Source organism: Arthrobacter sp. KN11-1C (genome assembly GCF_052180225.1).
Taxonomy (GTDB): domain Bacteria; phylum Actinomycetota; class Actinomycetes; order Actinomycetales; family Micrococcaceae; genus Arthrobacter.
In genome coordinates this window covers 4331450-4352555 of the sequence record NZ_CP197467.1, presented here as the reverse complement: position 1 = coordinate 4352555, position 21106 = coordinate 4331450, and the positions used below count along the sequence as shown (strand labels likewise).

Here is a 21106-nt window from a genome sequence, read left to right as displayed (position 1 = left end):
CTCCGGGCAGCCCACTAGAAAGGATCACTGCATATGTCCACTGATCGACCCCTCAAAGTCGCGCTGTTCGGATCGGGCCGTATCGGGCAGGTCCATGCCCGGAACATCGCTGCCCACCCGGACCTGGAATTGGCATGGATCGCCGACCCTTTCATCGAGGGGGCCCGCACGTTGGCGGCAGGGACCGGCGCTGTCGCCGTCGAGTCTGCCGACGAGGTTTTCGCGAACGGCGACCTTGACGCCGTCGTGATCGGCTCGCCCACCAGCACCCATGTGGAGCTGATCGCACGCGCCATGGCGCAAGGCGTGGCGGCTCTGTGCGAGAAGCCCATCGACCTCGACATCGACCGTGCGCTGGCATGCCGCGACGCCATCGAGGGCATTAACACGCCCCTCATGCTCGGGTTCAACCGGCGCTTCGATCCCCATTTCGCGGCCATCCAGCGCCGTGTTGCGTCGGGAGAGATCGGCCGCCTCGAGCAGCTGACCATCATCAGCCGCGACCCCGCGCCCGCCCCGGCCGCCTACATTGCCACCTCGGGAGGGATCTTCCGGGACATGAGCATCCACGACCTCGACATGGCCAGGTTCTTCGTGCCGGACATTGTCGAAGTGTCAGCCGCGGGTACCAACGTGTTCTGCGACTACATCGAGGAAGCCGGCGACTTCGACTCAGTGGTCATCACCCTCAAGGGGCGCGACGGCGAATTGGTCACCATCACCAACTCCCGCCACAGCGCCTACGGCTACGACCAGCGCCTGGAGGCGTTCGGCAGCGAGGGGATGCTCAGCGCGGGCAACGTCAGCCCGACGACGGTGCGCAAATACGGCGCCACCGGTACCGAAGAGGCAGACGCCTACCTGCCGTTCTTCCTGGAGCGTTACGCCGAGGCTTACCGGAACGAACTGGACAGTTTCGCCAAGGCCATCCGCTCAGGCACTGCCTGCAGTCCGGGATTCGACGACGGCCTGCAGGCTCTCGCCCTGGCCAACGCAGCCGAAGAGTCCGCCCGTACCGGCCGCGCCGTCAGGATCGAAAACCCAGTCAAGATCGGGCAGCCGCAGCCATGCCACTTCTCCAAGACAAAGTGATCCTCATCAGCGGGGGCACCCAAGGTTTGGGGGCCGGCGTCGCACGACGCGCAGCCGCCGAAGGTGCGGCCGGGATTGCGATCACCGGGCGGAACGCGGATTCAGGTGAACGGCTCGCCGCGGAGATCACAGCCTCCGGCGTCGAAACCCGTTTCATCAAGACGGACCTCGCCGACGTCGAACAGGCCCGGAACTCGGTGCTTGAGACGATCAACGTCTTCGGGCAACTCGACTGCGCGGTCAATGCGGCCGGCCTGACCACCCGCGGCACCATGCTGGACACCACGCCCGAGCTCTTCGACGCGCACATCGCGGTGAACCTGAAATCGCCGTTCTTCATCATGGCCGAAACCATCAAGCATCTTTGTAGCAGGGGTGTGCCAGGAAGCATCGTGAACGTCATCTCGATTGCCGAACTCGGCGGGCAGCCGTACTTGGCTCCGTATGTGGCGGCCAAGGCCGGCCTGGCCGGCGCAACCCGCAACGCGGCGCATGCCCACCGTTGGGACAAGATCCGCATCAACGGGCTCGACATCGGCTGGACGGCCACGGACGGTGAAGCCGAAACCCAGAAGAAATTCCACGGCGCAGGGGAGGACTGGCTCGAGAAAGCCAGCGCGTCCGTCCCCATGGGAAAGCTCGGCCAAGTGGACGAGATCGCCGAATTCATTGTCTTTCTCCTCTCCGACCGGAGCGGTGTTGTCACAGGCTCGGTCATCGACTGGGACCAAAACGTATACGGAGGATCAGATTGAGCACCATCACCAAGCGCCTTGCCGCTGCACCCATTTCCTGGGGCGTCTGCGAAGTCCCCGGTTGGGGCCACCAGCTTGAGGCCGACAGGGTCTTGTCCGAAATGACCGCGCTGGGCATCAGCGCCACCGAGTTCGGCCCGGCCGGGTTCCTGCCCGAACAGGCCGCCCAACGCGCCGAGGTGCTGAAGCGGCACAACCTCCAGGCCATCGGCGGCTTCTTTCCCGTCATCCTGCACGATCCGTCCAAGAGCCCCTTGGACGTTGTGGCCGCTGAGTTGGACGCGTACGAAGCTGCGGGGGCCAGCGTCATGGTCCTCGCCGCGGAGACCGGCGTCGCAGGTTACGATCAGCGCCACGAGCTCGACGCCGAAGGCTGGGAGCTGTTCGGCAGGAACCTTGACGCCGTAGTCAAAGCCGCCGCGGACAAGGGTATCCAGGCGGTGGTCCACCCGCACGTGGGAACCATGATCGAAAGCACCTCGGACGTCGACCGGGTCCTGAACGATACCGCCGCGAACCTGTGCCTGGACACCGGCCACCTGCTTATCGGCGGCACCGATCCCGCCGGGCTCGTTCGCGGCTACGCAGCCCGCATCGGCCACACCCACCTGAAGGACGTGCGAAGCGCCGTCGCTCAGCGGGTCCAGGCCGGAGAGATTTCCTACACGGACGGCGTCAAAGCCGGGATGTACGTGCCTCTGGGCCAAGGCGACGTCGGCATCGCCGGAATCGTCCGGGACCTGCTCGATGCCGGTTACCAAGGCTGGTTCACCATGGAGCAGGACACCATCCTCGAAGCCGAACCTACCGGGGACGGCCCGGTCCAGGACATCCGCCAGTCGGTGGCCTTCCTGCGTCAACTCGAAACGGAAATCAACCGATGAGCGCGGTCCGCTGGGGAGTGCTGACCACGGCACGGATCGCGCAAGGAAGGTTCCTGCCGGCCATGAGCCGCGCCCGGAACGCCGTGGCATCGGCCATCAGCAGCCCGAACGGAAAGGCAGCCGAGGTCGCAGAGCGCTTCGGCATCCCGGCCGCCTATTCTTCGCACGAGGAATTGTTGGCCGATCCAAGCATCGAAGCCGTCTACCTGCCCTTCCCCAATTCGCTGCACGCCGACTGGATTGTTGCGGCCGCCGAGGCTGGAAAGGACATCCTCTGCGAGAAGCCGCTCGTCGCCAACACCCACGACTACCGCCGGGTACTGGAAGCCTGCGAACGCAACGGGGTGAACCTGATGGAAGCGTTCATGTACCGCTTCCACCCGCAGCACCAGAAGGTCCGTGAGTTCATCGATTCGGGCAAGATCGGCGAATTGGTGTCCATGCACGCCCGCTTCCACTTCGTCATGGACCGCAGCGAAGGTGAGGTCCGACTCCAGCCGGGAATGGACGGAGGTGCGCTCAACGACGTCGGATGCTACGCCGTCGACATCATGAACATGGTCATGGGCCGCGCTCCGGAAATCGTCTACGGCAAGGGCACAAGCCGCACGGACGTCGTCGAAACCACCATGGCCGCGATCCTGGACTACGGGGACGTCCTGGGAACGCTGGACTGCGGCTTCGAAGGCCCGCGGACCAACACGTTCCAGATTATCGGCACGAAAGGCCATATCACCCTGGACAAGGCCTTCGACCCGGACCCGGGCGAAATCGCCCGCGTCACCGTGTCCTTCCGCGATGGCCGGACCGAGTCTGTCGACATCGGGGAAGACCCGTTCAAGACCGAAATCGAACGGTTCAGCGCGTGGGTGCGCAACTCAGGACCCGAACTCGTCCACAGGGAATTGACCGAACAGAACCTGGCCGTCCGCTTGGCGCTCCAGGAATCACTCGCCACCGGCTTGCAGCGGGATGTCAGCGACGTTCATGCCGTGGAGCACCACCTACTACAGGAGCAGTAATGACCATCATCAACCACTTCATCAGCGGAGCCGAGGCCACCGGCAGCGGGACGGGCACCAAGCCTGTCTACAATCCGGCCACGGGTGCCGTGACGGCCGAGTTGCGGTTGGCCAACCGCGCCGATTTGGACGCGACGGTTGCCATCGCCAAAGAGGCCGCAGCGTCCTGGGGCGATATTTCGCTGGCCAAGCGCACGGCGGTGCTGTTCAAGTTCCGTGAGCTCGTCGCCTCGCATGTGGACGAACTCGCGGCCCTGATCACCGCGGAGCACGGCAAGGTACTCAACGACGCCAAGGGCGAGATCGGCCGTGGCCTGGAAGTGATCGAGTTCGCTTGCGGCATCCCACAGTTGCTCAAGGGTGAGTACTCGGACCAGGTCTCCACCGGCATCGACGTGTTCTCGTTCCGGGAGCCCGTGGGCGTCGTGGCCGGCATTACTCCCTTCAACTTCCCGGTCATGGTGCCGCTCTGGATGGCGCCGATGGCCATTGCGACGGGCAACGCGTTCATCCTCAAGCCTTCGCACCGCGTCCCTTCGGCCGCGATGCTGCTTGCGAAACTGTTCCGGGACGCCGGCTTGCCCGACGGCGTGTTCCAGGTCCTGCACGGTGACCGTGACGTCATTTCCGGGCTCCTGACGCACCCGGATGTGGACGCCATCTCCTTCGTGGGATCCACCCCTGTCGCGAAGCACATCCTGGAAGTGGGGACGGCGCACGGCAAGCGGGTCCAGGCCCTGGGCGGGGCGAAGAACCACGCGATCGTGCTGCCCGACGCCGACCTCGACAACGCCGCCGACCACCTGGCCGCTGCCGCGTTCGGTTCCGCCGGGCAGCGGTGCATGGCTATCTCGGTGGCGGTCGCCGTCGGCGATGCCGCGGATCTGCTGGTCAAGAAGGTCGAAGAGCGCGCCCTCGATGTCAAGGTCAAGAACGGTACTGACGCCGACGCCGACATGGGTCCCGTGATCAGCCCCGAATCCCGCGAGTTCATCGTCAAGACGGTGACCGAGGCGGAGCAGGCCGGCGCCGCGATGGTCGTGGACGGCCGGGACCTCGTGGTTCCTGGGCATGAGGACGGTTTCTGGGTCGGCCCCACCGTGATCGACCACGTCAAAACTGAAATGAGCGCTTACCAGGAAGAGATCTTCGGGCCGGTCCTGGTGGTGGTGCGCGTGGAGGACCTGGATGAAGGCATCAGGCTCATCAACGCCAATCCCTATGGCAACGGCACCGCGATCTTCACGTCCTCGGGTGCGTCTGCCAGGAAATTCCAACGTTCAGTGGATGTTGGCATGATCGGCATCAATGTGCCGCTGCCTGTTCCGGTGGCGTACTACTCCTTCGGCGGCTGGAAGGCATCGCTCTTCGGAGATAAGCACATCTACGGTCCCGAAGGCGTTTCCTTCTACACCCGAGGCAAGGTCATTACGTCCCGTTGGCCCGAGTCCGCCCACGCTTCGGGAGCTTCGTACAACTTCCCGTCCAACTGAGGCGTACGGCCCACCCAACTAGCTCGCAGTAAGTGTCGTTTTGAACCCGCATAACGACAACAACTGCGAGACAGTTGGGTCGACGGGGGTTTCGAAACGGTGGCAGGATCGAAGCATGACTGTGTCGTTCACTTGCCGTACGCATATCGGAATGGAAGCCGGGGAGCTCTTCGACCTCGCTCGCAACGTCGATGCGCACGTCGGCTCCATGGCGAAGTCCCGGGAACGTGCGGTTGCCGGCGTCGTGTCCGGGCTGCTCTCGGAAGGCGACGAGGTCACCTGGCAGGCCTGGCATTTCGCGTTACCCCTGCGGATGAGCAGCCGCATCACCCGGCTGCGCTTCCCTGAGTCGTTTACGGACGAGCAGGTGCGGGGACCCTTCCGTTTCTTCCGGCACGTGCACGAGTTCATTCCCGACGACGGCGGCACGCTCATGATCGATCGCGTCGAGTTCGCGGCGCCCTTCGGCGCGGTGGGCCGGCTTGTGGAGAAAGCTTTCCTGGGGAGATACCTGCAGAACCTCATTGAAAAACGCAACGAATATCTTGCCCGGAACGGTGCCGCCGCATGATCAGGGCGGCACGAGCGGACGAACTTGAACGGCTCCGCAGGATTGAATTCGCCGCGGGGGAGATCTTCCGCTCTCGCGGAATGGACGCCATCGCCGACGACGAGCCCCTGACCGTCACGGAGCTGGCTATCTTCCAGTCACGGGGCGGTGCTTTGGTCTTCGCCGACGCATCAGACGTTCCGGTGGCCTATCTCCTGGTTGAACACCTCGACGGAAAGGCGCACGTGGAGCAGTTGAGTGTCCACCCGTCGCATGCGCGCGGAGGTCTCGGGAGCGAACTGCTCGACGGTGCCGAAAAATGGGCACACGCCGAGGGCCTGGAGTGGCTCACCCTGACCACTTTCCGCGATGTTCCGTGGAATGCGCCCTACTACCGTCGGCTGGGTTTTGAGGACCTGGAACCGGAGCTGTTGGACGACGGACTCCGGGGCATTCTCGAGTGCGAGGGTCTGGTGGGCCTGAGCCGTTGGCCGAGGATCGCCATGCGGCGGCGCGTCAGGTCAATCCTTGCTCAGGACGATTTCGTCAGCTTGGATTGACAGATTCATGTTGTCAGTTCAAACTGACAGTATGAACGGTGATGAGCTGACTTCCCATATCGCGGCCACGGACCCGGCAATCGGCCTCCGCGCCGTCGGTGCCCTGCACCGACTGGCCGAAAAAGTCGAGGCCACCAACGTGGCCATCGCGCGGCAGCAAGGCTGGTCCTGGGAGCAAATCGGAGATGCTTTGGGCGTCTCCAAGCAGTCGGTCCACGCCAAATACGGAAAGTGAGCCTGCCATGTTTGAACGATTTGCCGGCGAAGCAAGGACCGCTGTCCATGCCGGGGCCGAGGAAGCCAAACGCCGCGGAGACCGGAGAATCGGTACGGACCACCTGCTGCTGGGATTGCTGCATGACCCCGAGAGCTGCCGGACTCTGGAGACGGACCTCGAATCCGCCCGCGCCCAGCTCGACGCTCTCGACCAGCAGGCGCTGGAATCCGTGGGGATCACGCTGGGGGACTTCGGCCTGCTGGGCGCGCCCAAGGGAAGCAGCCGGACTACCTTCACCTCGGCCGCCCGCTCGGTCATTCAGGACTCCTTGGTACTGACCACCCGGGAGAAGGCTCGCAGGATCACCACCCGGCACCTCTTGCTCGCGCTGCTGGAGCGGCACGAACCCGATCCGGCCGCCGTCCTGCTCCATAAGCTGGGCGTGGAGACTGTGGCGCTGAAGGAAAGGCTCCAGAACCCGGGGTCCTAGGCCGATTGTCGCCGCCGGCGCCTGTAGTATAGATCCCCGAAATAGTGTGCCGTAGTAGCGGGCGAGTCGCGCTAGAAGGCTAACCCAGCTCTGCCCAAAGGGAGCGCATTTGGCTTCCGGAAACCCTGCTGGAACCGCGTGTACTTTCCCAGTCGGCTGCGGTCATAGCGCCCACGAAAGCTCTCAACTGCGCATAGGATCGCGGGGTGCCTACATTGCGACGCCGCCAAACCAGCGCCGCGCGATTAGCTGCATCGCGTGGTAACCCGACCATTCGCATCCAAATAGCCTCCTTGGTTCCCACGCCATAAAAAACCATGGACGGCACGTGAACGGAGTCTTCTGGCGCGACACCATCGTTCTGAGCCCAGCTGACCCGCTGGAGCGCCCCCATTCCCCAGCTGACTTTATTGGTCAGACTCGAGTACAGATACGAAGTGAACTCCGAAGCTCGCGATTCGGGGGAGCCCTTCTTGCCAGCGTACTCTGCAATCATCTCCGGAATTGAACGCCCAGAGACCCAATCTCGAACAATGGAAGCAACGCGAATTGAACTGAATTGACCTGGGTCATCCGTTCCAAGTTTCATCTCCGGAAGGTTGGCCAGCATTTCTATTCTCGATGCCAAAGCCGTCGGATCAGCGCCGAACAGCGTGGATGGAGACCAAGAGGACATGTCCTTCAGGCTGGGCTCACGTTCGGCGCGTGCCCGCAGACTGTTAACAGAGGGTGTTGAAAACCCGGTACCATCCGCCAGTGCTACGAGCCCCGGAGTTCCAGAAATCTGTTGCAAATATGTCCGACAGAGTCGCACCAATCGAGCTGCCGTGTCCTCTGACACGGCTTGGGCCTGACGATAGACGAGACTCCCGCGCAGTAGATCTTCAATGTCGCGGGCAGCCGCGGTCGCGCCAGACACGCGCATTGCGTGCGCCAGGTACTGCAGAAACGGGGACAAGGCTTCATGGGCGTAAAGGCTCGTGAATCCTAGGTCTGCACTGATCTCATCGGCGTGCTGAACGACTGTCGCGAGTTGGCTGGCGATCGCTTTTGCCTCGCCTTGGAAAAAGGAATTCCAATCCCTTCTTTGTTCCAAGTTACTTACAGGGTATGCAACAACGCCGAGATCACTGAGACGGCCCCTGCCGGCCCGCCCTGCCGTGTTCCAAAAATCGGAATAGCTCAATTTCTCACCCTGCGCTTTTTGGCGAGACTCAATAATAACGTTGCTTATCGGAAAATTGACGCCCTGAGAAAGTGTTGTCGTTCCAGTAATTGTGTGAATGAGACCATCATGCACAAGATGTTCAATTAAGCGCCGAGTTTCAAGCGACATGCCGGCATGATGGTAGGCAACACCTTTGCGAAGCAGAGGTTCCAGCCAATTATTCGGTCCCAGTTCGTCGGAAACATGAGAAATGACGGCATCCAGAAGTTCACTCATCTGTATTTCGGGCAGGTCCTCAGCCAGCTCCTTAGCACGCGTCATCGAAGTCGCCTTGCCGTAGCAGACTACCAAAGTGACGCCCTTGCGTACCCGCAAGGAATCCACTGCAATCCGAGTCAATTCCTTTAGGCTGTCTGGCTTCCGTTTCTTGTGAGCGAGCGGCAGTTGAAGGCCTTGCTCGACATCAGAGTCCCGAACAGCATCGATAGTTTGGAGAACGACGTCGTAGTTTCGTCTTCCGTGATTAAGGACTTCAATTGCCGCCACAACTCGCCGGTTAGGACGCCACTCTACTGCGATAGGTGACAGGGCTCTTCCATCACCGAGCCAGTTGGCGATTTCGAGAGCATTGGGGAGGAACGGTGACAGCATCAAAAAACGAGCATCAGGTCGGTCTCGACGCAACGTCGCGAGGAGAAGCTCTAGGCGAGCCCCACGGGTGCCGGCTGAGAGATTGTGGGCTTCATCGACGACTACCTGAGAAAGCCGCTGCAAAGCGGGATGGTTCTCCCGAATGAGGAGGTCCATCTTCTCTGCTGTCGTAACTAAGACACTGGGAGGATCTTGGAGGAGGGCGTTCTCCGTGGGGTCAAGTTCGAACACGGGTATCGCCTGTTCGACCGAAAGATCGAGGCCTTTAAGGTCACGTCTAAGCTCATCAACTATCTGGTTGACCAGGACCCTTGTAGGCACGATATACGCAACAGTGGATCCGGGGTTCAGCGCTAGCGTCTGGATAATCGAGAACTTCGCCAAAAGCGTTTTCCCGGCACTCGTTGGCATTTGGACCAGAATAGCTTTTGAATAAGGGTCAAGGAGGTTCTTACGCAGTGCTTCCTGTTGACTCGGCCACAGCTCTAGTAACGGCTCGTTGAGCGTAGGAGAAGCCAGATGCTCAGCAAAGCGCGAAGCGTTATGTCCTAAGCCCTCCACTTGAGTCCAAATGGCGTTCCTTACCAAGGAGCTGCAAATGGTATTTGTCAGGCGGGCCAGTCTAGCAATGACACCATTCTGCGTCAGGGCGGCGGATTCAAGAGCCTGGTCTCGGTGGCGATCAAGCCGAGACAGGACGGCCGTGGAGCCCGGCTGCCCAGATTGTACAAATTCGCCCGTCGTGGTCACCATTTGGGCCAAGTGGTAACAAGCAATCAACTCGATCACTTCCCGGTCACTTGATTCCGGCTCGAAGGAAGCCAGGTAAGTTGATTCCATCTCCGACTGCATGCTTCGCAAGGAATTCATGAGTCCGAGCGCCGTTTCTATGTCCGCCCATCCTTGGCTCTTTCGCACCAATAGGCAAACGGCCAGTGCTACGTCACGGAGGATGGAGGCCTTCCACTCGCCGGTGTCTGCGGATTCAAGGTTTGCAGCGGAAGGAAGGAGTTGGGCCAGGGCATGCTGCGCCTCACTCATACGTTCCGCCGCAGTGCCGGTGACTGCTATGTGGAACGCAACGCTAATTGTCGGACCAAGGTACCCGTTGTCGAGGTTATGTCGTTCCAGATCGGGTTCGAGTGCCAGCAGCTTCCAGCATGAGAACGCACCCGAGAAGCCCCGAATCCGCTCGTCGCCTGACGCCGTCAGAGCCTGCCCTTCAAGCAAGCCGGCAGTGCGGGCCAAAGAACGAGCCGGCAGAGGTTCGAGTTGCGGCCGAAGCGGCGTGACGCGGTCAAGGATCGACTGCGTCTCGGCATCCCGAGAGACTTTGATGGCGCCAACTTCATCCAGGAGGTCCTGTACGGCAAGTATCACTGCGTGGCCTCCAGCGAATCCACAGAAGCCAGGTCGATAAAGTCGTCGACAAGTGCCTCAATGTCGTCGGAATCAGCACGCAGGATATAGAAATCCACGATGGCGCCATCGAATTGATCCGGGTTGTCGCGATAGGAACCGAAGTCCTCAACCGTTCCCGCGCTTGACGGTCGGACGAGTGCACTCGTTGCGTGGACGGTCAGCTGGGGATGGGCCTGTTCGAACATCGTGACGGCGAGGCCGAAAAGCTGTTGTGTCTCCTCGTCGACACAAAAACGGTACGCGTGCCAAATTTTCTCGGCGGTGGCCGTGACATCGGACAGCTGTTTTGCGTGCGATTTACTCAACGAGTCATCTTTAGCGTCGACAACACTTGGCGGGATCTTCTTGTCAGCCGATACTTTGGCTTCTCCGAGCATCAAGGAAATCGTGGTCTTCCCCGACGGTCCAACAGCCATTTTCACCCCGATCTGGTCAAGACTGCGGCCCGGAAGGTTTCGGAGCTCACGGTCCCTTATGGACTGATAACCGTACTGAAAACCTCCGAGTTCCTGTCCGACGTAGTGCAGCAAGACCTCGCCCAAGTCTGACCGAAGGACGTCGAAGTTCCCTCCGCGTCTCGCGGCTAGTTGGGATGTCGCTAGCCGGCTTTTCAAGCTCTCTATGTCGAGGATCTCGACCCCGTCCAACGAGAGAGCCGATGGTTCGATCATCGTGCCGCTGCGAAGGCGTCGGTAGCGAGCCGCGAGGTCCTGAAGCCATGTGGATGCAGCTGGCGTCAGAATAATCAGTCGATGAGGCTCATCTCCATGGTCCGTTTGTGTGAACAGCTCGGGAGCGGATTCGGTGACGCTCATTTTGCACCTCGAGTGCCTTTTCCGTTGGTCACCGTGTCCCCCTAATCCATGCCATGCATGCGAGCATAGCTTGACATGCCAGCCCGGAAGAATCGACGCACGGAGTTTGACCACGCCCCGTCGGCAGCTACGTGATATTGGACTTCTCAGACGCCACAGGCCATTGAGACGAAGCAATTTCCCATGGGTTCATCCGCCTTAGCCAATGTGCCGAACCATTGACCGGAGCTCGGACCTGCCGGTTCCAACTCTGAAGTCACCGGCGGCGCATATCATTTCCGTAGAGCAGGACTAGCTGGTGCCCTTGCGTGGAACCCGGTTGCGGCAAGCCGATTGGTGCTCGGCGCGCTGGCCGAGATCTGCGATTCCGCGCGGCAAGACGAAAGGAAGTCTGACAGTTGTGGCTGCGATTACGCTGCCATAGAGCAAGTTGTGTTTACCGTCGTCGAGCTTGACTCGTGGGCTCCAGGGCTCATCCGCGCTCCCTACCCCGCCACCAGCTCAACCTCGTAGCCGTCCGTATTCACCAGATAGGCGGCGTAGTGGTCGGCCCCGCCTGCATGGGGATACTTGCTTTCGAACATCTCATACCAGCCCGAGTCGGCGCCGAGCTCCCGGAGCCGGTCCACGTTCTCCCTCGTGCCGGCATGGAAGGCGAGGTGATTGAGCCCGGGCTCCGTCCTGCGGTGCGTGCTTCCCGTGAGGGCCGTGGACTGTTCGATCACGATGTACGTGCCTTCGAGTTTCCAACTGCAGCCCTCGGGCCACTCCTGGAATCGTTCGTAGCCCAGTTCGGCCAGCAACCAGCCCCACTCTTCCTGTGCCCGGCCGATGTGGGGTACCCAAATCTCTACGTGGTGCAGCGAACCCACCGGAACATCAGCCATGCGCAGAGTCTACGTTTGCGGGGCGCCGGCGGGAATGCCGGGCAACTCCACTACGAAGGCCGCGCCGCCCTCAGGCGCCGCCCGCACACTGATGCGGCCGCCCAGCCGCTGCACGATCCTTGCCGCGATGGACAAACCCAGTCCGCTTCCAACAGGCCGTTCCCCGCTGTATCTGGCAAAGAGCGCACCGCGTTCGAACGCGACGCCGGCATCCGCCTCCGTGAGGCCAGGGCCGCCGTCGCGCACTTCAACGGTGAGCCCGCTGCCGGTCGCGTAAGCGGCGAGCACAACCGGGGCGCTTTCAGGTGTCACGCGCAGTGCGTTTTCCAGCAGCCCGTCCATCACTTGGCGCAGCCGCTGGCCATCGCTGCGGACCGGCAACGATCCAGAAGGCAGCTCAAGCCGCCCCGCGATCCCGTTCTGGATGCACACCGCCTGCCAGGCCTGCCAGCTCTCGCTCAGAATCAAGGACGCGTCCACGGACTGCAGTTCCACGCGGAAATCGTCGGACTCAAGCCGTGCCAATTCCAGGAGGTCGCGGACAAAACGGTCCAATCGGTTGGTTTCGGCGACGAGCGTCCGGCCCACCCCGCTCACGTCGTCTCCGCTGACCACACCGTCGGCAAGCGCCTCGGCGTAGCCCCGCAGCGCGGTGAGGGGTGTCCGGATTTCATGGGAAATGGAGAGCAGGAACTCGCGTTGGCGCCCCTCGCTGGTCCGGAGCGCGGCGTCGAGGGCAGCCAATGCCTGCGAAACCTCCACCACTTCGGCCGGGCCGTCGGGTGCCACCGCCACGGATCGTTCTCCGGCGGCAAGTCGGTGGGCCGAATGCGCCGTGCGCACCAAGGGCCGGCTCAACCATTGCGCCAGAAGGCCACCGGCCACGATGGCAAACACGAGGCAGACCGCGAGGGCAATCAGCATGCGGCTCAGCAGGGGAGCGGCGGCCGCACGGATTTCGGACACCGGCTGCGCCAGTACCACGCCACCGCCGGCCGCCAACGGCCGGGCCTCGAGGACCACGGTGTTCTGCGGACCGTTCACCGATGTCGAGACCGACTTTCCGGCCAAGACATCCGCCACGGTCTTCGCATCCACCAGCCTCGCCCCGCCGCCAGTCACTCGGCCGTCGGTACCGATTTGCGCTAACCTCGCGCCGTGCGTGAGCAGGTCTGCGCGAAGGTCCTGCAGGCTGCCAAGGCTTGACTGCTTGCTCAGGGAATCGGCCTCGACCGCGAGATACTTCTTGGCTTCGTCCACGGCCGTGGCGTTGACCAGTTGGGCCGCCAGAAGGCCGGCAAGCACGACGGCGACAGTCGCGACGGCGGCAATCACCGCCGTCGTGCGCCCCGCCAGCGTGCCAAACCACCGCCTCACGTGGGTTCCCCGGCTGAGGGGCGGGGTCCGGACGATGGGGAAGCCGCGGCCGAATAGCCCACGCCGCGGCTCGTCGCGATGGGGGAGTGCTCGCCGAGCTTGGCCCGCAGTTGCGCGATGTGCACATCCACTGTCCGTCCGGCGGCGTAGCTGGCCTGTCCCCACACGGCGGACAGGAGCTGCTCACGGGAAAAGACCCGGCCAGGCTGGGCCATGAGGTACGCGAGGAGGTCGAATTCGGTGGCAGTGAGCGTGAGTTCCTCGGTTCCCGCGCGTGCGGTCCGGTTCAACGGATCCAGTTCGACGTTGCCCAGCACCAGTGGTTTGGACCGCGGGGTTCCCTCGGTCCGCCGCAGGACTGCCTTGACTCGCGCGACCAGTTCGGAGGGCGAAAACGGCTTGGTGAGATAGTCGTCAGCGCCGAGCTCCAAGCCAAGGACGCGGTCCACCTCTTCATCGCGGGCCGTGACGAACAGTACGGGCGTCCAATCCTCGGCCCGCCTCAATTGCCTGCAGAGCTCGATCCCGTCCAAGCCGGGTAGCCCGACGTCGAGAATCACCGCGACCGGTTTGAGCCGCTTGATCTGTGCCAGCGCGGAAATCCCGTCCCGCTCCACGTGGACGCCGAAACCTGCGCGGCCCAGATAAAGGCGCTGGATATCGGCAATTGCCTGTTCATCCTCGGCAATCAGCACCAATCCGCGGCTGTCTTCCATGCGTCCATTCAACAGCAAGGACGGAGTGCCTGGAGCGTCTTCGTCATCCGGCGGCCACGGTTTTACATTCCTCGAACATTGGCCGAACAGTCAGTTCATGCGGCCGGACCAGAGTGTTGTGAAGAGCGCCGGCGGATCGACCACCGGCCGGAACAAAGGACACGGACCATGAACAACACCATCCCGAGCTCCATTACCCCCGTCGAGGGCCGCAAGCGCACCAAGGCCCGCACGGTCGTCGTCGGCGTCCTTGCAGCAGGCCTCCTGCTGGGCGGCGGCGTGATCGCTGCCAACGCGGCTACCTCAAGCGGCGCAAGCACGACGGCGGCAGCCACCTCCCAGCCGACAGCAGCGGCTGCCGTCGCGGCCAAGACGGCACTGGCGCGGCATCCGCTGGCGGTTGGCCTGCGGTTCTTCGTGAACGGGGACAGCAGCAAGCCCACCTACGGCCAGCGCGCCGCAAGAATCGCCACCTTCATCCTCGACAAGCGCCCGAAGCTGGCCGCAAAGCTTCCGGCCGCGCTGCAGGCGGACCTGAAGGCGCTGAAGGATGCGGCGGCCGGCGACCGGGTCGCGAAAGCCACCCACATCAGGGACACCGCTTTGAACGGCGGCTACGGCCCGAAGATCCAGGCGCAGGCAAAGCGGATGCAGGAGCAGAAGGCCGACCGCAAGGCCTGAAGGACAGGGCCTTAAACGACGGCAAGGCTGGTTGTTTGCAGCGATACCGCTACCAAACAACCAGCCTTGCCCCGCAGGCACGGGCCGCCCGCAGCCCGGGCCCGCAGTCTGCCTAGGCCGGGACCGGGTCCCTGCCCGAACCAGCCGCCACGAGGTTGCCCTCATCGAACGGCATTTCGTCCAGGTCGATCAACGGGTTGGTGTCCTGGGTGGCCACCAGCTCGTGGGCCTCGGCCTGGGTGTCCACGCTCGGCATGGAGCCCGGGAGCGGGCGCTGCGCGGATTCACGCAGGAAGTAGATGGCGATTGCGCCAACCACCGAGGTGCCCATGAGGTAATACGCGGGCATCATGTCGTTGCCGGTGCCCTGGATCAAGGCGGCCACAATGAACGGCGTGGTGCCGCCGAAGATCGCTACGGAGAAGTTGTAGGCGATGCCCATTCCCCCGTAGCGGCTAGAGGTCGGGAACAGTGCCGGCAGCGCAGAGGCAAGGTTTGCCACGTAGAACGTCACCGGGAACGCGATCAGGGCCAAACCGGCAAGGGTGGACCAAATATCGCCGATGCCGATCAGCAGGAAGGCCGGAACAGCGAACACGACGGTGCTGATGGCGCCGATCCACAGTACGGGCCGGCGGCCGATCCGGTCGGAGAGCTTGCCCGTCAGCGGGATGCAGACTGCCATGATGACCAACACGGGGATGGTCAGCAGTGTGCCGTGAACGGGGTCGTAACCCTTGGACTCGGTCAGGTACGTGGGCATGTACGAAGTCAGCATGTAGCCCACGGTGTTGGCGGCCGCGGCAAGGATCATGGCGAGGATAATCTGGCGCCAGTAAGCCTTGACGATGCCGATGGGGCCCTTGGCTACTGCAGCATCGCCCGCTGCGGCATCCGCGGCAAGGGCTTCCTGGGCATCCAAAGTGGCCTGGAACTGGGGTGATTCCTCGATCTTGCTACGGAAGTACACGGCGATGACGCCGAGCGGACCCGCGATGAGGAACGGCAGTCGCCAGCCCCAGTCCTCCATGGCCGACTGGCCGATGGTGAGCTGCAGGACGGACACCAGGGCCGCACCAAGGGCGAAGCCGATGTACGAGCCCATATCCAGGAAGCTCGCAAAGAAGCCGCGGCGCTTGTCTGGAGCGTATTCGCTCACGAACGTGGTGGCGCCGGCGTATTCGCCGCCCGTCGAGAAACCCTGGATGAGTTTCAGGATGACGAGGAGTGCGGCCGCCCAGATGCCGATCTGTGCGTATCCAGGCAGGAGTCCGACGGCGAAGGTGCTCGCAGCCATCAGCAGGAGTGTTGTGGCGAGCACCTTTTGGCGGCCCACCTTGTCACCCAACCAGCCGAAGACGACGCCGCCGAGCGGCCGCGCCACGAAGGTTGCGGCGAAGGTTCCCAGCAGGAACAGGGTCTGCACGGACTTGTCGGCCTCGGGCAGGAAGACTGGCCCCATCGTGGTGATGAGGTAGCCGAACACGCCGACGTCGTACCATTCCATGGTGTTGCCGACGATCGTTCCGCCGAGTGCTTTTTTAAGCATTGGCTGGTCAACGACGTTGACGTCGGATACCTTGAGTCGACGACGTGTTGGAAGTTTCAATTTTGAGGCACCTCGAGGTGCGGTCTTGCTCGTTGCAGCGGCGTTCCTAGCGCCTGCTGAAGAGTCGGTGATGCTTCGGTCTGTGGGCATTTTGACTTCTCCTAGGGAGATCATTTGCTTGCGACATACAGCTGCTCCGCTCTGGGCAGGGTTTCAATTTTACGCGAGATTCGCCGGATTTGAGAGTCGTGCTCCGAATTTTGGGGCCCTTCCGGGCCCTTTTGGGCGCAAATGTCTGACATCCATCTGCCGCCTACAGCCGCGGAATCACGCGGATTTTCCGCCTTCCGGGACTTCGTTACCAAATTGTTTGGTTCACGACCGCCAAATGCACAGTTTGCTGATCAATCCCGGTGGATTTCCTGTCGTTTTCCGAGCACCATCGTGGCGTCGAATTCTTCGGAATGGACCACCCGCGGGGACAGCCCGGCGCTCTCGAACAGGGCCGCCGTCGTCGGCGCCTGACGGACGCTCGTTTCGATGAGGAGCTGACCCCCGGGAGCCAACCACAACGGAGCCTTCTCGGCGATCCTGCGCTGCACGTCCAAACCGTCCGCGCCGCCGTCGAGCGCCACCCGCGGTTCATGCACGCGGGCCTCCGGCGGCATCATCCCGATCGCCTCCGTGGGGACGTAGGGAGCGTTGGCCACAAGGACGTCAATCCGGCCGCGAAGAGCGTGCGGCAGCGCCGAATAGAGATCGCCTTCATGGACATTTCCCCCCGCCGGCCCGATGTTGCGGCGGGCGCAGCGGACCGCGGCGGGGTCGACGTCGGCCGCGTGAAGCTCGATGCCGCCCACCGCGGCGGCCAAAGCGGCACCCACGGCTCCCGAACCACAGCAGAGATCGACGACGACGCCGCCCGGCCGGGCGAGGCGGGCCGCCTCCTGGACGAGGTACTCCGTGCGGCGGCGGGGGACGAAAACGCCCGGGTCCACGGCGATCTGTTGGCCGCAGAATTCAGCCCAGCCCAGGAGGTATTCAAGGGGCAAACCCGAGACGCGCTGCTCGACCAAGCGGTCGAGGTCTCCGGGGGCGTGCGCCGCCGCGATCAAAAGCCGGGCCTCGTCTTCGGCGAAGACGCAACCGGCAGCGCGGAGCCGTGCTGTGACGGCGGAATGTGAAGGCTGGAACGTGGGTGCTGACATGGGAGAGCCTTTCGGGACACCGAGGGGTGCTCTGCGGGTCATGCTAGCCGAGAGTGGACCTGGAGGCCACGAGTGAAACGGCTCCGCCAAAACCGGGGTTCACAAACACGGCCCGGAGTGTCTAGGGTGGGTGCATGGGAACACTGATTTTTGAATAGACCAGCGGGTCACCGCTGAGTTTGAACCGACAAAAATCCATGCCTGTTGAGGCTTCGCCTCCGCGCCGTTCCTGTTGCTCTCATCAGACCCAGGGTCTCGCAGCGGACGTCACGTCCCGATACCTCCTCCGGCACATCGAGAGCTTTAAGGAGTCCACTGCATGACACCGAACACACCCGATACCGACGTCGGGCACGAACCAGAAGCGCAGGAAAGCGATGCCCCGGCCGAGGGTGTCAGATCGAAACTGACTGACGCCCAGAAGGCGATGCTCGCCAGCAAGTCCCGTGGCGGGGCCGGGAACGGCTGGCAGAGTATGGGAAAAGGGCACAAGCCCACTCAAGCGAGTGGCAAGCTGGCCAAGTCCGAGAAGAAAGTCCGCTGGTAGATCCCGCAGACAAGCGGACCGCTCCCACCTAGTATGGAAAATCCCTTCGTTTCAATGCAGAAAGGAAGAACAATGGTTGCGAAGCGCGTTGAGCAACAAATCAACTCCGAGGTGGCCAGCCATCTGGTCGAGTCCATGGACAAGGCGCCCATGCCGGCCCCTGAAACTGTGGCCATGACCCTGGGCTCGACCCAAGGACCTGCCTGGCCGGACGGCAGCGGCAAGACCAAGCACCCCAAGGATCGCGGTGCCAACCACGGCCGCGCGGGACAGCAGGCTGCGGTCACAGCCGTCCACCGCACCAGCCGTCCCCAGCTGCCGCACTCCTCATAGGAACACCCACCCTCCTCAGCCCAACTAACTCGCACTTAATGTCGTTATGAGCCCTCATAACGACACCTGCTGCGGGGGCCCACGCCGCCAGGGTTCCCTGGCCGAGCTTGCGAGGCGAGGGTGGCGGTGGGGACAGTTGGGCTGAGCTACGTGCGGGAGGGGTGAGCGTGGGCGCTGTCCTAGGCGCGCTCGACGTCGGCGGGGGACTTGTCGGGGCGCCATCCGCGCCAGACGGGGTGCCGCATCCTCTCGGTGCCGGTCCAATCGCCGAACGTCACCTCTCCCACGAGCTCAGGGGAAACCCAGTGCGCGGTGGCGGCGTCCTCGGCGGGGATGTCGTGGAAGGGTGAGTCCGGGCGATCGAGTCCCTGCAGGCGCTTCAGGATGTCGCGCAGCTGCCAGTCCTTGAACCCCGTGCCCACCCGGCCGGCGTAGCGCAGCTTGTCGCCGTCGGGAATCCCCACCAGCAACGCGCCGATGGTCCCATGCCTCGCTCCGGCGCCGGGCCGCCAGCCACCCACCACCACTTCCTGCGTGCGTTCCAACTTGAGCTTGATCCAGGATCTGCTCCGCCGGCCGGGCTGGTAGCGGCTGTCGGCGCGCTTGGCCATCACGCCCTCCAAGCCAAGCTCGGCGGCGCTCGCCAGGAGGTCGTCGAGGTCATGCTCCAGGACCTCGGACACATGGATCGGAGACCCCCTCGTCAGCAGTTTCGCGTGGAACGTCGCCAGCCTTTCGCGGCGCTCGCTGAGCGGCAGGGAGGTGAAGTCGGCGCTGCCGCGGGAGCCGGCGTCGTACAGGAGATCGAACACCATGAGCTGCACGGGGACCGCCGCCCGGGCGCGTTCGACGTCGCCGGGTTTGAAGAGGTTCATCCGCTTCTGGAGCAACTCGAAGCTGGGCCGGCCGTTCTTGCTGAGTGCGACGATTTCGCCGTCCGCCACGAAGTCGTGATCCGGCCAGTAGCGCGGATCCGCCAGCTCAGGATAGGTGGGTGTCATGTCGATCCCGGACCGGCTGGTCAACCTGATCTTGCCGTCCGACCCCGAAACGATGGCACGGAACCCGTCCCACTTGAGTTCAAACAACCAGTCGCCGGAGGAGACATCGACGGTGGTTCCGGAGGTCGCGAGCATAGGTGCGTAGCTGGGGGTTCCGTTCGACTGCGGAGCGGGGCCGGGCAGCAGTACCGTCCGGTGGCCCGGTTTGTCCTTCATCAAGTGGATCAGCCATTGCGACGGCGACTCCCCGGTGTGGATGAGCGCGAAACGCCGGGTGCCGTGCAAGCCGCCGCCGGGCTTGCCGGTGAGGATGGCAATGACTTCCTTGCCGTCGCGCCATTTTTCGCATTCGAACTCGCCGCTGTCCCAGATGCTGACCGTCCCCGCGCCGTATTCGCCCTTAGGAATGATTCCCGCGAATTCCGCATATTCCATCGGGTGGTCCTCCGTGCGCACCGCGAGGTGGTTCTTGTCCGGAGTGTCCGGCACGCCCCGCGGCAAGGCCCATGAGGCGAGGACGCCGTCGTGTTCCAGCCGGAAATCGAGGTGGAAACTGCGGGCGTGGTGCTCCTGGATGACGAAGATGCCGCCGGGCGGATTGGGTTCCGCGTCGTCCTGGAGCGGGCGCGAACCTGGTTGGTGTCCGACGGCGGGAAACGGTTCCGGGGTCCGCTGCGGATCGCGCTTGTCCACGTAGCTGGCCAGCCGCGGGTTCACGGCGGTGGCCGCGGCTGCGGTGCTGACGCCGGATGCGCCGGGTGAGCCGCCGTCGTCGTCGTTCTTGCCGGCCGCCACCGCGGCGAACGGGTCCTTTCCCTCTTTGACGCGCTTCATGACGGCCGTGAAGTCCAGATGCTCGAGCTTGGGGGAGGCAAGTTCCCGCCACGTCCTCGGTGCGGCCACCATGGGGTGCGCCCGGCCGCGGAGGGAGTACGGGACGATGGTGGTCTTGTTGCCGCTGTTCTGGCTCCAGTCCACCAGCACCTTGCCGTGGCGCAGGGTCTTTTTCATGTCGCTGACCACGAGGTCCGGATGGTCGGCTTCGAGCGAGCGTGCCAGCTCGTGCGCGAACGCGGAGACTTGCTCCCATTTGCGGGTCCCATCGAGGCCGGCGTAAAGATGGATGCCCTTGCTCCCACTCGTCACCGGAACCGGATCAAGTCCGACGTCCTGCAGGATGCTGCGCGCCAATTTGGCGACTTCGACGCATTCGGAAAGGCCGGTCCCCGGACCCGGATCGAGGTCCAGGACGAGGCGGTCCGGCGGCAACATGGTTCCGTCGGCGTCCACTTTCCATTGCGGCACGTGGATTTCCAACGCGGCAATCTGGGCCAGCCAGGTGAGTGTGGCTAGGTTGTTGACCAGCGGGTAAACGTTGCTGTGTTCCCTGTGCTGGATGGTTACACGGGGAACCCATGACGGCGTGGAGTCGTCCAGGTTCTTCTGGAAGAACATCGGCCCGGGATCCGACGTGGTCCCTACTCCGTGCACCCAGCGCTTCCGGGTGGCGGGCCGGTTGGCGGCGGCCGGGATCAGGAACCGGGCCACAGCGGCATAGTATTCGAGCACTTCGGCCTTGGTGGTGCCAGTCTCCGGGTAGATGATTTTGCCCAGATTGGTGAGCGTCAGTTCATGGCCTTCAACGTTGACGCGCTCCCTTTGGCTGGTTGCCACCTCTTCACCTCCGC

The 21106-nt window shown here is 63.2% G+C and carries 20 protein-coding genes; 12 read left to right on the top strand and 8 right to left on the bottom strand.

The annotated features are described in order from the left end of the window. Positions 1-33 precede the first annotated feature (33 nt). From iolG to ACSBOX_RS20370, 9 genes are all read left to right on the top strand, one after another. On the top strand, positions 34-1092 hold the full coding sequence (gene iolG, locus ACSBOX_RS20410) for an inositol 2-dehydrogenase (RefSeq protein WP_442544093.1): 1059 nt from the start codon (positions 34-36) through the stop codon (positions 1090-1092). Beyond that, on the top strand, positions 1068-1847 hold the full coding sequence (locus tag ACSBOX_RS20405; RefSeq protein ID WP_442544092.1) for an SDR family oxidoreductase: 780 nt from the start codon (positions 1068-1070) through the stop codon (positions 1845-1847). Before iolG ends, ACSBOX_RS20405 begins: the two co-directional genes overlap by 25 nt. Beyond that, entirely contained in the window at positions 1844-2731 is an 888-nt protein-coding gene (locus ACSBOX_RS20400) for a sugar phosphate isomerase/epimerase family protein (RefSeq protein WP_442544091.1), read from the top strand. The genes ACSBOX_RS20405 and ACSBOX_RS20400 overlap by 4 nt, the downstream gene beginning before the upstream one ends. Next, positions 2728-3753 carry a Gfo/Idh/MocA family protein gene (locus ACSBOX_RS20395; protein ID WP_442544090.1) on the top strand — a complete coding sequence of 342 codons (1026 nt, stop codon included), beginning with the start codon at positions 2728-2730 and terminating at the stop codon, positions 3751-3753. Before ACSBOX_RS20400 ends, ACSBOX_RS20395 begins: the two co-directional genes overlap by 4 nt. Continuing rightward, a complete protein-coding gene (locus tag ACSBOX_RS20390; RefSeq protein WP_442544089.1) occupies positions 3753-5246 on the top strand; it encodes a CoA-acylating methylmalonate-semialdehyde dehydrogenase in 1494 nt (497 codons plus the stop codon). The genes ACSBOX_RS20395 and ACSBOX_RS20390 overlap by 1 nt, the downstream gene beginning before the upstream one ends. A 115-nt stretch (positions 5247-5361) precedes the next feature. After that, entirely contained in the window at positions 5362-5817 is a 456-nt protein-coding gene (locus tag ACSBOX_RS20385) for an SRPBCC family protein (protein ID WP_442544088.1), read from the top strand. Then, positions 5814-6356, top strand: a complete 543-nt coding sequence (locus tag ACSBOX_RS20380; RefSeq protein WP_442544087.1) for a GNAT family N-acetyltransferase — start codon at positions 5814-5816, stop codon at positions 6354-6356. The genes ACSBOX_RS20385 and ACSBOX_RS20380 overlap by 4 nt, the downstream gene beginning before the upstream one ends. Positions 6357-6387: 31 nt before the next feature. After that, positions 6388-6591: a hypothetical protein gene (locus ACSBOX_RS20375; protein WP_442544086.1), complete on the top strand. Its 204-nt coding sequence runs from the start codon at positions 6388-6390 to the stop codon at positions 6589-6591. A 7-nt stretch (positions 6592-6598) separates the two neighbouring features. Beyond that, entirely contained in the window at positions 6599-7063 is a 465-nt protein-coding gene (locus ACSBOX_RS20370) for a Clp protease N-terminal domain-containing protein (protein WP_442544085.1), read from the top strand. Positions 7064-7142: 79 nt separating this feature from the next. Here the strand turns inward: ACSBOX_RS20370 and ACSBOX_RS20365 are convergent, their stop codons facing one another. From ACSBOX_RS20365 to ACSBOX_RS20345, 5 genes are all read right to left on the bottom strand, one after another. Then, entirely contained in the window at positions 7143-10262 is a 3120-nt protein-coding gene (locus ACSBOX_RS20365) for a DEAD/DEAH box helicase (RefSeq protein WP_442544084.1), read from the bottom strand. Then, positions 10259-11119 carry a hypothetical protein gene (locus ACSBOX_RS20360; protein ID WP_442544083.1) on the bottom strand — a complete coding sequence of 287 codons (861 nt, stop codon included), beginning with the start codon at positions 11117-11119 and terminating at the stop codon, positions 10259-10261. The genes ACSBOX_RS20365 and ACSBOX_RS20360 overlap by 4 nt, the downstream gene beginning before the upstream one ends. A 485-nt stretch (positions 11120-11604) precedes the next feature. Then, entirely contained in the window at positions 11605-12006 is a 402-nt protein-coding gene (locus ACSBOX_RS20355; protein WP_442544082.1) for a VOC family protein, read from the bottom strand. A 9-nt stretch (positions 12007-12015) separates the two neighbouring features. After that, the gene (locus ACSBOX_RS20350) at positions 12016-13383 is read right to left on the bottom strand and encodes a sensor histidine kinase (RefSeq protein WP_442544081.1); all 1368 of its coding nucleotides are present in this window, start codon (positions 13381-13383) and stop codon (positions 12016-12018) included. After that, positions 13380-14099 (bottom strand): response regulator transcription factor, encoded by a 720-nt coding sequence (locus ACSBOX_RS20345; protein ID WP_442544080.1) that lies wholly within the window; start codon positions 14097-14099, stop codon positions 13380-13382. Before ACSBOX_RS20345 ends, ACSBOX_RS20350 begins: the two co-directional genes overlap by 4 nt. Positions 14100-14267: 168 nt before the next feature. Here ACSBOX_RS20345 and ACSBOX_RS20340 point away from each other — a divergent pair, with 168 nt between their 5' ends. After that, positions 14268-14780, top strand: a complete 513-nt coding sequence (locus tag ACSBOX_RS20340) for a hypothetical protein (protein WP_442544079.1) — start codon at positions 14268-14270, stop codon at positions 14778-14780. 112 nt (positions 14781-14892) lie between these two features. On the opposite strand, the gene ACSBOX_RS20335 is transcribed toward ACSBOX_RS20340, so the two are convergent. Then, on the bottom strand, positions 14893-16479 hold the full coding sequence (locus ACSBOX_RS20335) for an MFS transporter (protein ID WP_442544078.1): 1587 nt from the start codon (positions 16477-16479) through the stop codon (positions 14893-14895). Between the two features lie 254 nt (positions 16480-16733). Continuing rightward, on the bottom strand, positions 16734-17537 hold the full coding sequence (locus tag ACSBOX_RS20330; protein WP_442544077.1) for a putative protein N(5)-glutamine methyltransferase: 804 nt from the start codon (positions 17535-17537) through the stop codon (positions 16734-16736). 319 nt (positions 17538-17856) lie between these two features. On the opposite strand from ACSBOX_RS20330, the gene ACSBOX_RS20325 reads away from it, so the two are divergent. Continuing rightward, positions 17857-18084, top strand: coding sequence for a hypothetical protein (locus tag ACSBOX_RS20325; protein ID WP_442544076.1), 228 nt, complete (start codon positions 17857-17859; stop codon positions 18082-18084). Positions 18085-18156: 72 nt separating this feature from the next. Further along, entirely contained in the window at positions 18157-18417 is a 261-nt protein-coding gene (locus tag ACSBOX_RS20320; RefSeq protein ID WP_442544075.1) for a hypothetical protein, read from the top strand. Positions 18418-18596: 179 nt separating this feature from the next. On the opposite strand, the gene ACSBOX_RS20315 is transcribed toward ACSBOX_RS20320, so the two are convergent. Beyond that, the gene (locus ACSBOX_RS20315) at positions 18597-21092 is read right to left on the bottom strand and encodes an ATP-dependent DNA ligase (RefSeq protein WP_442544074.1); all 2496 of its coding nucleotides are present in this window, start codon (positions 21090-21092) and stop codon (positions 18597-18599) included. Positions 21093-21106 lie beyond the last annotated feature (14 nt).

Coding starts and splice junctions, on each gene's coding strand:
- ACSBOX_RS20405 (WP_442544092.1), top strand. CDS start 1,068: ATGCCACTTCTCCAAGACAAAGTGATCCTCATCAGCGGGGGCACCCAA.
- ACSBOX_RS20385 (WP_442544088.1), top strand. CDS start 5,362: ATGACTGTGTCGTTCACTTGCCGTACGCATATCGGAATGGAAGCCGGG.
- ACSBOX_RS20370 (WP_442544085.1), top strand. CDS start 6,599: ATGTTTGAACGATTTGCCGGCGAAGCAAGGACCGCTGTCCATGCCGGG.
- ACSBOX_RS20375 (WP_442544086.1), top strand. CDS start 6,388: ATGAACGGTGATGAGCTGACTTCCCATATCGCGGCCACGGACCCGGCA.
- ACSBOX_RS20340 (WP_442544079.1), top strand. CDS start 14,268: ATGAACAACACCATCCCGAGCTCCATTACCCCCGTCGAGGGCCGCAAG.
- ACSBOX_RS20395 (WP_442544090.1), top strand. CDS start 2,728: ATGAGCGCGGTCCGCTGGGGAGTGCTGACCACGGCACGGATCGCGCAA.
- ACSBOX_RS20345 (WP_442544080.1), bottom strand. CDS start 14,099: ATGGAAGACAGCCGCGGATTGGTGCTGATTGCCGAGGATGAACAGGCA.
- ACSBOX_RS20335 (WP_442544078.1), bottom strand. CDS start 16,479: ATGCCCACAGACCGAAGCATCACCGACTCTTCAGCAGGCGCTAGGAAC.
- iolG (WP_442544093.1), top strand. CDS start 34: ATGTCCACTGATCGACCCCTCAAAGTCGCGCTGTTCGGATCGGGCCGT.
- ACSBOX_RS20380 (WP_442544087.1), top strand. CDS start 5,814: ATGATCAGGGCGGCACGAGCGGACGAACTTGAACGGCTCCGCAGGATT.
- ACSBOX_RS20325 (WP_442544076.1), top strand. CDS start 17,857: ATGACACCGAACACACCCGATACCGACGTCGGGCACGAACCAGAAGCG.
- ACSBOX_RS20330 (WP_442544077.1), bottom strand. CDS start 17,537: ATGTCAGCACCCACGTTCCAGCCTTCACATTCCGCCGTCACAGCACGG.
- ACSBOX_RS20390 (WP_442544089.1), top strand. CDS start 3,753: ATGACCATCATCAACCACTTCATCAGCGGAGCCGAGGCCACCGGCAGC.
- ACSBOX_RS20320 (WP_442544075.1), top strand. CDS start 18,157: ATGGTTGCGAAGCGCGTTGAGCAACAAATCAACTCCGAGGTGGCCAGC.
- ACSBOX_RS20355 (WP_442544082.1), bottom strand. CDS start 12,006: ATGGCTGATGTTCCGGTGGGTTCGCTGCACCACGTAGAGATTTGGGTA.
- ACSBOX_RS20360 (WP_442544083.1), bottom strand. CDS start 11,119: ATGAGCGTCACCGAATCCGCTCCCGAGCTGTTCACACAAACGGACCAT.